The organism is Streptomyces sp. B21-105 (genome assembly GCF_036898465.1).
GTDB lineage: Bacteria > Actinomycetota > Actinomycetes > Streptomycetales > Streptomycetaceae > Streptomyces.
On sequence record NZ_JARUMJ010000001.1, the window covers coordinates 6693841 to 6708338 of the forward strand.

At 67.6% G+C, this 14498-nt stretch carries 20 protein-coding genes; 17 read left to right on the top strand and 3 right to left on the bottom strand.

Annotation, left to right across the window (positions count from 1 at the left end; genetic code table 11):
- The first annotated feature begins 11 nt into the window (after positions 1-11).
- Complete coding sequence (locus tag QA802_RS30275) at positions 12-575, top strand: hypothetical protein (RefSeq protein WP_334529149.1); 564 nt, start codon at positions 12-14, stop codon at positions 573-575.
- A 74-nt stretch (positions 576-649) separates the two neighbouring features.
- The gene (locus QA802_RS30280) at positions 650-961 is read left to right on the top strand and encodes an RNase A-like domain-containing protein (protein ID WP_334529151.1); all 312 of its coding nucleotides are present in this window, start codon (positions 650-652) and stop codon (positions 959-961) included.
- A gap of 297 nt (positions 962-1258) precedes the next feature.
- Here the strand turns inward: QA802_RS30280 and QA802_RS30285 are convergent, their stop codons facing one another.
- The gene (locus tag QA802_RS30285) at positions 1259-2719 is read right to left on the bottom strand and encodes an IS1380 family transposase (RefSeq protein ID WP_334518312.1); all 1461 of its coding nucleotides are present in this window, start codon (positions 2717-2719) and stop codon (positions 1259-1261) included.
- A 153-nt stretch (positions 2720-2872) separates the two neighbouring features.
- Here QA802_RS30285 and QA802_RS30290 point away from each other — a divergent pair, with 153 nt between their 5' ends.
- From QA802_RS30290 to QA802_RS30350, 13 genes are all read left to right on the top strand, one after another.
- Positions 2873-3589: a hypothetical protein gene (locus QA802_RS30290; protein ID WP_334529154.1), complete on the top strand. Its 717-nt coding sequence runs from the start codon at positions 2873-2875 to the stop codon at positions 3587-3589.
- Between the two features lie 54 nt (positions 3590-3643).
- On the top strand, positions 3644-3943 hold the full coding sequence (locus QA802_RS30295; protein WP_334529157.1) for an RNase A-like domain-containing protein: 300 nt from the start codon (positions 3644-3646) through the stop codon (positions 3941-3943).
- 37 nt (positions 3944-3980) lie between these two features.
- Positions 3981-4676, top strand: a complete 696-nt coding sequence (locus QA802_RS30300; protein ID WP_334529160.1) for a contact-dependent growth inhibition system immunity protein — start codon at positions 3981-3983, stop codon at positions 4674-4676.
- Between the two features lie 375 nt (positions 4677-5051).
- A complete protein-coding gene (locus QA802_RS30305) occupies positions 5052-5459 on the top strand; it encodes a hypothetical protein (RefSeq protein WP_334529164.1) in 408 nt (135 codons plus the stop codon).
- On the top strand, positions 5459-5761 hold the full coding sequence (locus QA802_RS30310; protein ID WP_319172321.1) for a DUF6317 family protein: 303 nt from the start codon (positions 5459-5461) through the stop codon (positions 5759-5761). The genes QA802_RS30305 and QA802_RS30310 overlap by 1 nt, the downstream gene beginning before the upstream one ends.
- Positions 5761-7035 (top strand): WXG100 family type VII secretion target, encoded by a 1275-nt coding sequence (locus QA802_RS30315; RefSeq protein WP_334529170.1) that lies wholly within the window; start codon positions 5761-5763, stop codon positions 7033-7035. The genes QA802_RS30310 and QA802_RS30315 overlap by 1 nt, the downstream gene beginning before the upstream one ends.
- Positions 7013-7549, top strand: coding sequence for a hypothetical protein (locus tag QA802_RS30320; RefSeq protein WP_334529173.1), 537 nt, complete (start codon positions 7013-7015; stop codon positions 7547-7549). Before QA802_RS30315 ends, QA802_RS30320 begins: the two co-directional genes overlap by 23 nt.
- Positions 7546-8052 (top strand): hypothetical protein, encoded by a 507-nt coding sequence (locus QA802_RS30325; RefSeq protein ID WP_319172317.1) that lies wholly within the window; start codon positions 7546-7548, stop codon positions 8050-8052. The genes QA802_RS30320 and QA802_RS30325 overlap by 4 nt, the downstream gene beginning before the upstream one ends.
- Before the next feature lie 173 nt (positions 8053-8225).
- On the top strand, positions 8226-8657 hold the full coding sequence (locus QA802_RS30330; protein ID WP_334449533.1) for a DUF2563 family protein: 432 nt from the start codon (positions 8226-8228) through the stop codon (positions 8655-8657).
- Entirely contained in the window at positions 8657-10375 is a 1719-nt protein-coding gene (locus QA802_RS30335) for a WXG100 family type VII secretion target (RefSeq protein ID WP_334529177.1), read from the top strand. The genes QA802_RS30330 and QA802_RS30335 overlap by 1 nt, the downstream gene beginning before the upstream one ends.
- A gap of 64 nt (positions 10376-10439) precedes the next feature.
- Positions 10440-11693: a S8 family serine peptidase gene (locus QA802_RS30340; RefSeq protein WP_443042193.1), complete on the top strand. Its 1254-nt coding sequence runs from the start codon at positions 10440-10442 to the stop codon at positions 11691-11693.
- An 87-nt stretch (positions 11694-11780) separates the two neighbouring features.
- A complete protein-coding gene (locus QA802_RS30345) occupies positions 11781-12119 on the top strand; it encodes a WXG100 family type VII secretion target (RefSeq protein ID WP_319172505.1) in 339 nt (112 codons plus the stop codon).
- 92 nt (positions 12120-12211) lie between these two features.
- Positions 12212-12514 carry a WXG100 family type VII secretion target gene (locus QA802_RS30350; RefSeq protein ID WP_057579477.1) on the top strand — a complete coding sequence of 101 codons (303 nt, stop codon included), beginning with the start codon at positions 12212-12214 and terminating at the stop codon, positions 12512-12514.
- Between the two features lie 91 nt (positions 12515-12605).
- Here QA802_RS30350 and QA802_RS30355 read toward each other — a convergent pair whose 3' ends face one another.
- Positions 12606-12893, bottom strand: a complete 288-nt coding sequence (locus tag QA802_RS30355; protein WP_319172355.1) for a GntR family transcriptional regulator — start codon at positions 12891-12893, stop codon at positions 12606-12608.
- Positions 12894-13046: 153 nt separating this feature from the next.
- Between QA802_RS30355 and QA802_RS30360 the strand changes: the two genes are divergently transcribed.
- On the top strand, positions 13047-13427 hold the full coding sequence (locus tag QA802_RS30360; protein WP_334529187.1) for a hypothetical protein: 381 nt from the start codon (positions 13047-13049) through the stop codon (positions 13425-13427).
- 62 nt (positions 13428-13489) lie between these two features.
- Positions 13490-13648, top strand: coding sequence for a hypothetical protein (locus tag QA802_RS30365; RefSeq protein WP_334529190.1), 159 nt, complete (start codon positions 13490-13492; stop codon positions 13646-13648).
- Between the two features lie 418 nt (positions 13649-14066).
- Here QA802_RS30365 and QA802_RS30370 read toward each other — a convergent pair whose 3' ends face one another.
- On the bottom strand, positions 14067-14312 hold the full coding sequence (locus QA802_RS30370) for a DUF2283 domain-containing protein (RefSeq protein ID WP_334529193.1): 246 nt from the start codon (positions 14310-14312) through the stop codon (positions 14067-14069).
- Positions 14313-14498: the final 186 nt, after the last annotated feature.

Sequence of the window (14498 nt, forward strand, 5' to 3'; positions counted from 1 at the left end):
AGGAGACAGGGATGACCGAACTCGATGAGCGTTCATGGTCCAATGCGATCGGCATGTACGAGCGCCGGGCGACCATTGCCGGGACGACGAATCGAAAGCATGAGAACTGGGTGCTCGACCTGTCCACCTTGATGCGCGGTGACACTCGCGACGCCCGAGGTTGGCGCGCGGTGGACATGTGGGAGGGTGAACTCGAAAGGATTGACGAGCCGTCCTACCCCTTCGTCATGCCTCCGGAGGTCGTCGCGGCGGCGGACTCCTGGAAGCTTTACCTGCATGAGATCCCGCGCTCTCAGGCCTCGCGATTCCTGGTGGCCCTGTCCACCCCCTGGATCGATGTCACAAAGGAGCAGGACTTTGCGGAGCGCCGGGAGCTCCTCGAAGCGAATGCCCGTGTCATCCTGTCGCGCTTTCCTGACGGATCGCACTTCTATGCCAACACTGGACATGGTAGCGATACGCGTGACTACTACCAACGGGTTTCTCGCTGGTACTCCTTTTCTGTGCGCACATATGACTTCGGGTTGGTGCTTATCTCGGAGAAGGAAGTGGGGATGGTTTGGTCATTCCGATGATGCGACGTGAGCCGTTCGTTCGAACAGGTTGGCTTTCTCTGTTCGTTCAACCCCCGTTTGATGGAGCCTAGAACTTGCGCACCCGCACCGCCACTTACCCCGACCGCGAGACCGCTCAGTGGGCCACTCAGCAGGTCGTCACCGCCAACGAGCAGGTCATCCACCGCTGGCTCGCCGCGTCCACGCGCCCGCGTCTGGTCATCGAGGCGTCATGGCCCTCGCAGCCCGAGCCGGTCGGCCGAGTACTGCTGCAGGCGATGATGCTGGCCGGCCGGGAGCCAGTGGACGTGCGCGCGGCCCGGGTGCTTTCGTATCATGACGCGAATGGTCGGGTGACCGGAGAAAGCCTTTCCAAGGTGGATTTCCAGGCTTATCTAAACTCTTAACAGCCGCCGAATGTAGTCGACTCGCACGGCGTGCAGATCCGGGTGAAGCCCGATCCGGGTATGGACCCGTCGTTCACGCTCATCACGTCCACGCCGACAAAGAACTGACACGGAACCGACGCGTAGACCTCGATTCTTCACTGGCGGTGTGACGCCGGTCGGCTCGGCGACTTGCCCGTAATATCCCCTGCCGTTCGAGGATGGGCCGTCGCGTGACGCTGCGGGGCGTCGGGTTCCACGGGCCCGAGGGTGCTGCGGGTTCCCTCCTCTCCGGTGTCGTTGGGGCGGGGCCGGTCGTCAGGTGTCGGCCGGGAGGCCGGTTGCGTGTCGCCAGGCGGTGGCGAACGCGGGTGCCCAGGGCCAGGTGCGGTCGAGGTGCAGGGTGCGCCGGCGGGCGTGGGTGGTGAGGCGGGCGGGCAGGTGATAGAGCTTCGTCCGGATTGTCTCCGGTTCGGCGGCGGCGAGTTCGGGTTCGTCGTGCAGGAGGAGGAGTCGGGTCCAGGCGTCGAGGTCGGCGGCGAGGGTGGCGGCCAGCATCCAGGCGGCGTTGAGCTGGAAGGACTTGGAGGGCAGTAGCCCGAGCCCGACTCTCTTGATCGCTTTGATGCGGTCCTCGACCTCGGCGTGATCACGGTAGAGAGCGTCGACGAACCACACCTGTCCGGAGCCTGGGACCCCGGAAAGCCCCTGGTGGGTGGGGATGTTCGTGGCGACGATCTGGTAGCGCCAGCCGGTGCGCTGCTCGAACGCGGTCAGCTTCTTCAGGTCGCGGCGCGAGGGTTTGACCCGGCGCACGATCAGCCGTGTCCCCTCGGGCCAGCCGGTCAGGTCGCGGACCCCGGTCAGCTCGGCGACCTGGTAGGTGACCTTCTCCCCGTCCGGGCCCTTGATCTCGTGGACCTCGCCGTCCTGGCGCAGCGCGTCACTCCACACGTCCGCGGGCAGCAGTGCGATCGCTCTCTCGTCGGCGGTGTTGATGGCCCAGCCGGTGATCCAGCGCACCCGGCGGCGGCTGGTGGTCAGCGCCTGCAGATGCTCAAGGAGGCCATGACTGAAGGCCGCGCCGTCGATCCGGATCAGCAGCTTCGACCACAGCGGCAGCGGGAGCTGGTGCAGGGCTGCCGCGAGGACGCTCTTGTGGTCGGCGATGTCGTTGGCCGCGGCGTTGCCCGGCCGCAGCAGCATCGTCACGCATTCGCGGGTGTTGGCCAGCCAGGCTCCCAGCGGGTGATGCCCGTAGCTGCCCTTGAACGTGCCGGCCGCGCCGTCCTTCTTGCTGGTGCAGGTCACGAGGGTGGCGTCGAGATCGAGGACGTACCAGTTGGTGAGCTTGCGCCCGCATACCGAGATCCAGGGAAACCCGCCGGGGCGCAGGGCGAGCAGCGTCCACACCCCACGCCGTATCACGGCACGGACGCGCTCCACCCGGGCTGCGACCGGGCCGTCGATGGCTTCCAGCGTGCGCCACAGGGTGCTGTCCGAGACCGGACAGGGGAACAACGGCCGCCAGTGATGCTGCAGTTGCTCGGCCTGCAGGATGTTCCTCGCGCCGAGGACGATCGCGCAAGCCAGCTGGACAAGGGCCATCCCGCGATCCCGCCACCCCGGCCCGACGCCCTGCGGCAGCGCGGCGGTCAGGGCCCGGGTCAGCCCGACGCGGTCCGCTATCCGGCGCAGCAGCACCACGCCCGCGTGCCCGACCAGGTTCTTGCCGTCGGCCCGCACGACGAGCCGGTGATTCCATTCGGTAGCCTGCACCTGTCGGGTGCCCCCACTCTGCGACGTTCTTGATCTAGGAAATCCAGATCATCGCAGGTCAGGGGCACCCTTCTGCTGTCAGGTCGTCACATCGCTGGCGGACGGCCCTCGTAGCTGAATACACGAGGTAGAACCGAGGAGTGGCCGAGCGACATGCTCAGCGAGGACACGATCAACTACTTCCGCTTTGCGGGTGCGCGAGCCCTTCTGTCGGTGTTCCGTGACGGACGGGCGCTCGATCACGCGGCGGAGCGTGACACAGCCTTGCAACCGGTTCTGCGATCCCTGTGGCTGGCCGGCAGAAGAGGTGGGCGGAACCTCTTTGAGGCCGCCGCGCAGGTACGTCTGATCGCCGATGCCCTGGAACCGGACTCGGGCGGCAGGGCTTCCGTACCCGAAGACCTGGGTGAACTCATCGCCGCTTGGACTGTGGACGAGCCGTGGTCGGTGCTGCGGACCATTGCTGAGTGCGCGGAAGCCTGGGAGTCGGGCTTCGTGACCAAGCTCCTCGGGGCGAACCCCACGAGCAAGGAACTTGGCCGCCGCTTTCCTCAGCTGACCGAGTTCCTCCTGAACTACTACGGCCAGGACGGAATGGCGACCGAGGAGGAAATGACGGAGGCGGAGGGGCTCCAGCTCTTCATCGAACACTGCCACCCCATCTGTCTGTGGTGCCTCCCTCCTGTCGCGGCGGAATGCACTGAAGCGCTGACCATTTTTCACAGCGAGCACACGCTGCGACGGTTCTTCGAAGAGGAACACGGCTTGGGATCAGGAAACCTTGCCTGGTCGGACTGGCTCCCGCTCATCATCGAAACCTTCACCGCACATATGCGCGAGCACCATGCGCCGGAGTGGACCTCTGCATAATCCCGACCGGAGCAGTCTTCTCAGCACAGCGCCGAACCGATCAGGAGCCGAGCGATGCGTACTCGCACTGCCACCTACCCCGACCGCGAAACCGCCCAGTGGGCCACCCAGCAGGTCGTCACCGCCAACGAGCAGGTCATCCACCGCTGGCTGGCCGGGTCCACGCGCCCGCGCCTGGTCATCGAGGCGTCATGGCCCTCGCGGCCCGATCCCGTCGGCCGAGTGCTGCTGCAGGCGATGATGCTGGCCGGCCGGGAGCCAGTGGACGTGCGCGCGGCCCGGGTGATCCTGAAGCGGGACGCAAGCCGCCCGCACGGCTTCGCCGTTCACGCGACTTTCCCCGTGTACCTGTAGAAACCCAGTAGTAGAAACCCTGTAGAGGCTGCCCACCGTGCCCCTGAGCCCCCTCGAACACGACCGCCGCTACGGCGAGTTGGACCAGGTGATCCGCGCCTACGCCGGCCAGCCGGCGGACGACACCCCCGACAAGCCGAGCCACGCTCTGACCGCCTATCTGCGTCAGACCTGGCACACCCGCCCCTGGGCCCTGGCCGTGGCGGAACGCCAACTGCGCGAGTACGCCGACAACCCGCCGGGCCGACTCCGGCTCCGCCTGGGCGAGTTCTACGCCGTCCCGGACGTCGGTCTGCCCGAGGCCGAGATTCAACGGTGGCTGTACTGCCTGGCCGACCACCTCCGGCACAGCGTCGAGCAGGGCGAGGTCCCGCCGCCCGCCGTCCCCGCCACCCACTGGGAGTGGCACGCCCGCTTCCCGGAACTGGGCCAGTTCCTCGGCGGCTGGTTCTCGCAGGACATGCCCGACGAGTTCGACGACCATGACGCGGCCGTCGACGACTACCGCTCGACCACCGACCCGCACCTCGTAGCCCGCCTCGTCGGCGAACTGCACGAACTGCTCGCCCTCGACCTGGACGAGTCCGACTACGCCTTGGCCGTGGCCGAGTTGGGCATGGAGGTCGACCCGCCGGCCCCGTACGCCCCCAGCGGCTGGCTCGCGCTCGTCGCGGGCCGACTGAGCGCCCCGCGCGCCGACTACGGCCCCGGTGCGCCGACGGACGTGCCCTGACAGGCCACCAGGTCATTTCGCGGTCAAGCACTGATCTGGCCACGGCCAAACACCTGTATGCGTTCCGCATGCTCCGTCCCTGCCGACCTGAAATAGCCGGACTTGCCCGAAAGCAGCCTGGCTACGGTGGTGCCGCCACAGCATCCGCAGGTTCACGGGGAACAGGAGACGGCGGTGGGCACACCCATGCGTTCAAGCCTCCTCGACTACATCGAGGAGCCGCCCGCAGCGCCGCGCACAGGGGCGGGCCCGGCGGCGTCTCCGCCGACGCCGACGCCGACGCCGGAGCCGGAGCCGGAGCCGGTTCGATCGTGCTTTCTCGCATACGCCGAGGCCGCCGAGACCGGAGCAACCCGGCCCGCATCCCCTGCCCCCGTGCCCGGCGTACCCGCCTACCACACCCCCGTGTTCGTCCCGGCCCACCCCCGGTACGCCGACGTCACGGACACGGACGGCCGTCCGGCCCGCGTGCCCTTCATAGCGTACGAACTCTTCGCACACCCAACCGCCGGAACCGCGGACGGGATTGATACCGGAACCCGGACCGGAGCCGACGACGCGACCGGAGCCGGTACCGGAACCGTGGCCTACGCCTTCACCACCCGCGACCGGCTCGTCGCCGCGCTCGGCGAGGCGCAGCCCTGGGTCGCCACCTCGATCGGCCTCCTGGCCGAGGCCGTCGGCGCGTACGACGCGACGGTCCTCCTCGACCCACGGGTCACCCCCGGCAGGCACAACTGGCAGCCGGACGACCTGGCCGCCTACGCCCGGGAGATGCGCTGATGCCGCCCGACTTCAAGGCCGTCCTCGGCGACCTCACCTCGATGTCCACGACCTTCCACGACGAGGCCGTCAACTACCGCAAGCTGCACGCCGACGTCGCCCCGCCCCTGGTCGGCGGCGGCGACGCAGGCCTCGACCACGCGCTCAAAGAGGTCGCCGACCTCATCGTCGCCCTGCACATCGGCTTCGCCGACCGCCTCGACGACCACGGCGACAAGGTGACGTACGCCCGCGACTCGTTCCGGCGACACGACATCGACGTCCACGGACTCTTCGAGGACCTGATGGCGGAGGACGGCTGATGGCCGACAGCTGGGTCGGCGGCGACATCGGCGGACTGCGCACGATGGCCGAGACGTACAAGAACGCCAAGGACAAGCTCGACGACGTCATCACTCCCGTCAGCCGTGCCGTCGAGGCCCTGGTGGGCGACGCCGCCTGGAAGGGCGAGGCGGCCGAGACCTTCCGCGCCACCTGGAGCGAGGACGCCCTGACGGCCGGGGCCTTCGCCACGCTCGTGCACAGCGCGGGCGACATCCTCGACACGCTCGTCGGCGCGCTCACGGCCTGCGAGACGGCGTTGCAGAACGCTGAGCACGTCGCCACGGGCAAAGGCGTCCCCATGGGGGAGAAGGGCGTCCCGCTGGAGATGCTCACCGCGAGTCCGCCCAGCTCCGACGATCAGAAGACGATCGCCGCCCTCGTCGAGTACGGCAAGGTCCGCACCGAGATCCTGCACACCGCCCAGCACGCGCGTCTCGTCGCTGCGGACGGTCTGCGTGGCCTCTACGCGCAGGTGACGGCACCGGTCTCGACCGGAGACAAGATCACCATCGCGGACGCCCTGCGCGGTCTCTACGCCTACGACGCCGAGGACGCCCGGGCCGGCGGCAGAAAGGCCCGCGCACTGCTCGACGACGCGAAGGCCGAGGAACGGGCCGCCAAGAAGGGACTGCGGGCGGAGCGCAAGGCCTTCCAGAAGGCCGGCCGCGCGCTGCCGGACGATCTCCCCGCTAAGAGCGCCTACCGGGACGCGGTGACACAGGTCGACTCGCTCGAGGACGCCATCGCCCGTGCCGACCACGGGAGTACTGCCCTGCCCTACGACCGCGCCCTCAACGTCAAACTGGCCGACGCCGCGGACGCGCTGCGCCTCGGCGAAGGCGTAGCGAAACTCCCCGAGTTCCTCAGGGAGATCCCGGTGCTGGACGTCGCGGCGGCCGCCGCCTGCGGCCTGGTGGAGGCCAAGGACGACCACGACAAGGGCTGGTCCTGGCAGCACTCCGTGGTCGTCGACGGCGGAGTGGCGCTCGGCGGTGTGGCCGTCGGCGCAGCCGTGGTGGCCGCCCTGCCGGTCGAGGGAGCGGCGGCGGTCGCCGTGGTCGGCGTGGGGGCGACGATTCTCGCGACAGACGTGCTGGACCACTCGTTCCACGAGCACTGGAGCGAGGACGTCCACGACCACGGGGTGGTCGGCGGTGTGCTGCACGGTGCCGGAAACGTCGCCACAGAGACGGGAGGCGACGTCGTACGCCTCGGGAAGGACATCTGGAATGGCGTCACGGGCCTCTTCTAAGGCTTCTGCCCAGGAAACACCCGTTCTCATTCCGGCGCTGCCGAAGCTCGGCACGACCTGGTACAAGCGCGGGACGCTCTACTGGCTGTGCCGCGCCCGCACCACCGTCTTCCTCCTCGTGGTGATGGCCATGGTCTGCTTCTTGGCGCTCAACCTCTACCGGGGGTTCACCAGCGAGTGGACGCCGCCCGCGCGCACCGTCGCCAACTGGGTGCAGGCGGCGGCGTCCTGTGTGGCTCTGCCCTGGGGCTGGCTCAAGCAGCGCCGAGGTCACCGCGAAGCGCTGCTGAACCCGCCCACGCCCGAGCAGACCCGCCTGGCCAAGAGCGACCACGACAGTCGTGGCCCCGGCCGGATCGCCGCCGGCCGGGGCCTCGTCCTGCTCGCCGCCCCCGTCCTGCCGGCGTTCGCCGCCTACATCGTCGGCTGGCTCACGGCGTGGCTCACCGTGCGCGAATACCCCAGCGAGGTGGGAGCTCGGCGCTGGCTGGAGAAGCACGGGTCCCGACCATGACGACGCAGGCACCCCCCGACCCGATCCCGCTTCTGCCGGGACTGGGCACCACCTGGTACGAGCGGGGTACGCGCTATTGGGCACGCCGAATCTGGACGGCCGTCCTGTTCCTCCTCGTCCTCGCCTTCATCTGCTATATCGCGCTCAGGCTCTACTTGGGCGTTCCCCGCAGCGACCTGCCGCCCGCCGTGCGCACCGTGTGGGACTGGGCACAGGCGGCCGCGTCCGGCGTGGCTGTCGTGTGGGGGTGGATGAAGCAGCGCCGCGATCACCGCAGAAAGCTTCTCGCTCCTCCCACTCCCCAGCAGATGTGGGACGCCAAGCGCGGCGAGAGCAGACGCGCCGGGGGACTGGCCCGTGCGGCTGTTCTCCCCCTGCTGATCGCGGCACCTGTCCTGCCGGCGATCGTCGCGTGGGGCGTCGGCTGGCTCGTAGCCACGCTCACGGTCCGCGAGTACCCCAGCGAAGTCGGCGCCCGGCGCTGGATGGCGCGGAGGTTGTGACGTTCTGCGAAGAATAGGTGGTGTGCCCAAGGAGCGGTAGCAGGGTTGTTGCATATGGCAGTTGGGACTGTCGGAGGAGCCCACTACAGTGGTTGTGTTGCGGTCATGAACACGTGAGAGGCGTGGGTTGAGCTGCTCAGGACGGGCAGCGGAAAACGGGGAGATGGGCTGTCGTGATTCCTGCGGACACAGGTGGGGGCGCCGACATGCGGCGCGGCTACATGGCGCTCTCGACGTTCAAGAAGCGGGTGGACGACCTGCTCACGGCCTTCGAGAAATCTGCGGGCGGCTCCGCGAAGGTGGCCGGCCACAGCCTGTCGGCGGCCACGTTCGGAGCGGGTGAGTTCCCGGAGGCAAAGACCCTCCACCTGCAGTACGAGCGCGTCCACGAGCGCATCACCGCGCTCTCCAAGTCACTTGGGCTCCAGCTGGAGGCGATGCAGATCGCCGTGCACGGCGTGGACGTCACCTTCGACAACCTGGAAGACGAACTGCGGTACCGGTTCCACGAGATCCGGACCGAAGTCAACCGGGACCGGGACGAGGCGCTCAACCCGCAGATCAAGCGGACCAACGACGCCGACCACACGGACGCGGGGTACTGATGAGCGGCGACAAGAAGAAGCCGGACCACTACCAGGCCGAACGCCAGGACGCGACCCAGCAGAACAGCGGCGTGGACGACGCCGTGAACAAGGCCGCGGTGATCAGCCCCGGGATGCTCAGCAGTCCCGGCGGCTTCGGCAACACCAGCTTCGAGGGCTACGAGCTCAACACCATGATCGACATCGTCGAGTCGGCGAGCCCGGAGACGCTGGAGAGCGCCGCCACGGCCCTCGTCGACGCCCGGGACGCCATCAACGACGCCGCCGACGAACTCAGCCGCAATCTGGGCAACGTCGACTGGGAGGGCGAGGCGCACACCGCCTTCTACACCTGGGGCATGAACCTCACCACCACGGCTCTGGCGCTCGCCACGTACACCGACGAGGTGGGCACCCAGGTCCTGGCGGCAAGCTCCGGCCTCGCCTCCGTACGCAAGTCGATGCCCCCGCGCGACAGCCGCATCGTCCCCAAGAAGGTCGAGGACATCCCGACGCCCCAGCAGGTCGAGGGCAACGCCGAGTACACGGCGGCGGTCAAGGCCGAGAAGGACCGCCAAGAGGCGATCAACCAGATGTACCGACTGGCGTCGTTCTACACGGTGTCGAGCGGGATGATGGAAATGGCCGAGGAGCCGGTCTTCCCGGAGATGCCGAGCGCGGGGGTACCGGAGCCGCCGCCGGGCTTTGATCCGAGGGAAGAGCAGCCGCGCCATCAAGGGACTTTGCCAAGCGTGGGTGACACGGCAACACCACGCCACCAATCTGTCGCATCTGAGGTCGAGCGACCGCGTTCGGAAAACTTGCCCTCGGCTCCTAAGGACGGGGACGAGCCTGTCAGGCTTCCCGAACGGCACGTGGGTACGGAGATCGACAGCGTCGGCACCTTGCCGCCGCAGGATTTGACGAAACCGACGACCGTTGTGCCTCCCACGACGCCAGGTCCTGGCGCAACTCCGGCGGGATCGGTTCCTTCATTCGTGCCGACTGGTGTACCCCCAACGTTCCGGGGACCGGCAGGGCGTAGTTCAGGATTCGGCGGCGTGCCGGCTAACAGGCTTCCTACGCCGGCGCAGGGGCGCCCAGGTGGCGTGCCGGGCGGCACCGGGGTCGGGCGTACAGGCGCCGGCCCCATGGGGCCAGTAGGACGTGCCGCCACCGCAGGGAAGGCAGGCGGCCACATCCCTGGTCCCGCGGGGCGAGGTGTGGTCGGTGGTACGCCGAAGCCCGGTGGTCAGACCGCAGGAGGTACTGGCAGTGGCCCACGCGGTCCCGTCACCGGCGCTGGCACCATGAACCCTGTCCGTCCTGGCGGCGCTGGGCGCTCCGGTGTCGGACGAGTCGGCAATGGCGTTGTTGGTGGGAGGCCCGTCACCGCGGGTCCTGCCGGCTCCAACGCTTCCAAGTTGCCGCGCGGCACGGTCGTCGGTGGTGAAGGCACATCAACGCCGCGCGCCGCAGGCGAACGGCCTGGGCAGCGCGGGGTGGTCGGGGCGCCCCGTTCAACGGCGGGCCTGGCTACAGGACAGGCGGCTCGCCGCCCCGCCGGCAGTCCTGACGGTGTGGTTGGAACGCCAAGAGGAAGAGTTTCCGGAGGCAAGAAGAGTGGAAACCCTTCCGGCGTGCCGGGCACGGTGCTTGGTTCTGCAGGCAACCAGGGTTCACGCGAGAAGCGTTCCCGCCGTGACGAGCGGCGCGATGACGCGTCGGCGACCGACTGACCACACAACAGCGAGGACAGACAGAGTCATGGTGGCAGGGATCAGCCGACGCGGCGGTCGGAGCATGTCTTTTGCAACACGTAACGGGAGACGGGTTTCCGTTGTTTGTTCAGCTCTCGGCGCCTTGGCCGTTCTCTCGGCGGGGCTGGCTCCGAATACGTCGGCCGCTGACGTTCAGTCCCAACAGTGGTACCTGTCTGCGATGAAGGCCGACGAAATGTGGAAGGTGAGCACTGGCAAAGGCGTCAAGGTGGCCGTTGTCGACACGGGGGTCAACCCCGACACTCCCTCGCTGAAAGGGCAAGTACTCGTCTCCGAAGTGCCGAAAGCCGTCGCGTACAAGGCAAATGTGGACTACCTGGGACACGGGACGAGCATGGCGGAGCTCATCGCTGGTACCGGTGCTGGCGGAGGTCTGAAGGGTCTTGCCCCCGGGGCAAAGATCGTTCCCTTTCGGATCGGCATGAAGGTTCAGGCGAACGGGGACGAGAAAAAGAAGGCCCCCGCAATGGCGGCCGTAATGAGGGCGATCGCTGACAGTGACGTAAAGATCATCAGCATGTCCTTCGGTGAAGACACGCAAAGGGCGGAGGACCTTGCGGCGATCAAGTATGCCCAATCCAAAGGCAAGTTGCTGATCGCGAGCGTCGGCAACGACCCGAAGAGCAAGACCATCGACTTTCCCGCGGCCTACCCAAATGTCGTCGGTGTCGCAGCCTCGGACGAGAAGGGAACGGTCGGAAAGTTCTCGGAGCACGGCAACTACGTTGACTTGGCTTCTCCCGGCCTGAAAGTCCCCACTTGGTGCGACAATACCTTCCGCTCCTACTGCCCCAGCCAGGGCACCAGCCAAGCCGCAGCCATCGCCTCCGCCTCCGCCGCCCTCATCTGGTCCGCCCACCCCAAGTGGACCGCCAACCAGGTCCTCGCCAGTCTGATCGACACCGCCGGTCGTGACTGGGCGAAGGATGACCCGAGCACGTACCTCGGATACGGCCTGATCCGCCCCCGCAAGGTGTTGGAGAACCCCAGCTTCAACCCCGGCCCCGCCGGCACCGACCCCCTCGCCAAGGAAAACGTCACGGGTGTGACGGACGCGGCGGGCAACGCGCCCTCCACCAGCGCTTCCGCGTCAGCCTCGCCGCAGCCCTCGAAGGACTCGACGGACGATCAGGCCCCCGCAGCAGCAACCGCCGACGCTTCCGACAACACCACGATGTGGATCGCGCTCGGAGCCGCAGCGGCCGTTCTGGTGATCGGAGGCGGTGCCTTCGGCGTGATCCGCTCACGACGAGGCGCTGGATCGACCCACGCATGACGAAGAACCGTCACCCGCAACGGTTCTGACCCACAGACCACCGCGCAGTCAGCAGCGAATCGAAGCTCACGAAGAAGGAGTGTCGCAATGGTCGACCGCAAGCTCAATGACAGCGATGTACACAAGCTCCAGAAGGAAGTCATCGACCGATACGACAACATCCGGAGCTCCCTCGCGAAGCTGCAGGGCACGATCGACATGATCGAGAAGGCGTGGACGGGCCAGGGCGCCAACGCGTTCAACGCCAAGCAGACGGAGATCAACACCCACATGGTGGGGATCGGCAAGATGCTCGAGGACTTCCTCGAGGGCATCCACATGACCAAGACCGACAAGCAGAACCTCGAAGACCAGATCACGGCGGACCTGACCAAGATCTCGGTCGACGATCTCGGTGGCAAGACGTCGGCGCTCAGCAGCTACTGACGAGCCCGAGCCCGAGCCACGCATCGCGCTGAACCACACTGTTTGCCCGGACTGACAATGCCGGCTGACATTCGCACAGAGACGAGGGAAACATGTCCGGAGCCCATTACGACGAACTTGCCGTCACGTACGGCACCATGGACGCGCTCGCGACCGAGCTCGGCGACCAGGCCAAGAAGCTCGAGGACGACCTGGAGGCGCTGCGGCAGGCCGTGCTCAACGTGTCGGCCGGCTGGGGCGGCGAGGCGTTCCAGGCGTTCCAGGGCAAGAGCGAAGAGTGGAACAAGCACGCGCGGGGCATCCACACCGCGCTGATGCAGATCTCGCACAAGGTCCACGGCGCCGGCGGTGACTACCGCGGCGGCGACCTGAAGGGCGCCAGCTACTTCATGTAAGTGCGGGCACGAATTCGCAACACAGGGTGGGCACGCACGGGAGGTGCCCACCCTGTGCTGTGCCGCAGCGTTGGGAAATGGGCACCCACCTTCAGTCGGTGGACTCGCCACTCTCGGCTGTGTCGGCCTCGGGGTCGCCGGTCGGCGGCTTGGGCACCACATAGGAACCTTTGCCGGACACGGTGTAGATCAAGCCGCGCTCACGCAGCTCCCGCATGGCTCGGCGCACGGTCATATGCGCGATGCCGTACTCCTCGGACAGTCGGAGGGACGCGGGGATCATGCGGTCGGGTGCGTACTCCCCGCTGCGGATCCTGGACTCGATCACGTCAGCGAGCTGCATGTACAGCGGTCGACCGGATTCGGGGTCAAGGGACATTCCTCGACAGTAGGTAGACGTACCACGCTCGACATCTTTAGCTCTAGCTACAGCTGGATGCATCAAGCTACATCAGGCTATGGTGGATGAAGCAAGGACCCCCGCGACGGGTGGAGCCGTCCGGGGGCATGGCCGCCAACCCGATGGAGGTTGATGACAGTGAGCATTATCCACGCGTTGCTGCGCTGGATCCTGGGCGTGTTCGCGCCCGGCACCGGCAGGCGGAGGGCGGGCGCACGCTCCGCCGAACCGGCCGCCCCCCACATTGCCGCACAGCGCGACGCGGGGGCCGTGCGGCGACTCCCCGCAGCCCGTTCCCCGTACGGGCTCCCCGAGCAGTTCGACGGAGCCGCCACGATCCCGGTCCGCCCGTACGTACTCGCGGTTGAGCAAGCTCACCACGGCCGGGAACAGGAACTGGAACAGCAGCGGACGCGGCAGACGCAGACCCGGCGTCGTAGGGCCTTGGCGCTCGCGGCGGACTTCGGCATCGACGTCGACCGGCATGTCGTCGGCGCGGAGAGGGCGGCGTGATGGGCACGGGGGACAGGGACAGGGAGCCTCGCCCGCCGGTGCGGATGTGCGTGCGCTGCGAGGTGATCACTGAGACGCCGGTCGTGGTGGGCGTCGTCCATCAGAACTCGGGGCCGGGCTTCGTCGTCTACGCGTGCCAGGTGTGCGCTGCGCACTACCCGCCGCAGCCGGACGTTCTCACCGTCCTGTCCCCACCCGACCGAGCCGGGAGCGCGCAGTGAGCCGGCGTTTGGTCGAAAGGGCGGGGGAGGCGCGGGAGTTGTCGCCGGAATGCGCTCTGGCGCACCGCCCCGGCTACGAGGACGTACACCACGCCTGTCGCCGCCTGCGAGACATCCCGCTCCCACACGGCAGGGGCCTGCTGCTCGTACACCGCTGCCCCTGCCCCTGCCACCACCCGACGCCGGAGAGAGCCCAGCCGAGCCCTGGCACCTCACCCCGGGCAGCGCCAGACGCCCGACGCTGAACGCTTACTCCATGCCTTGCCCCCAAGGGTTTGGATCGGTCCGGCACGTCGGCCCGATCCAAGCTCTGCCCAATGGCGTTGGTGTCGATGCGGGGGCTTTGAAGGAGAGGTTCGATGGCCGACGACACTGAGCCTCATCCCACGTCCTCGCCGTGGACGTGGTGCTCGACTGGTCATGCGCCGTCGGTGTCCAGTCGCTCCGCGGACCGGAGCAGGTGCACGGGCAGTTTCGAACTGGCCGCCAGCACCTCGATGCCGACAAGGCGGCACTGCTCGTCGAAGTCAAGGTTGATCATGCCGTCGACGTCCACTGGATCGCAGGGATACGTGCGCGCGGCCGTCACGCGGGCCTGTGGTTCGGTGAGGTATATGTACGCCGCGTTCGCGGTCTCGTCGTACGTGACTGTGACGTCTGCCAAGGTGAGCGGACTCCTTTGCTGTTCTTGATGGCACGGCGCTGTCCTCGTGCACGTATCCGGCCGAGGTGACGTCAGGCTGCCGTGGCGAGGTGCGAGGCCAGGACGGTCTTCACGATGTCGGTGATGCGGGCGGAGCGGCAACGGAGTTTGTGCGGGGGCCGTCAACTCTTCAGGGCGATCTCGGCC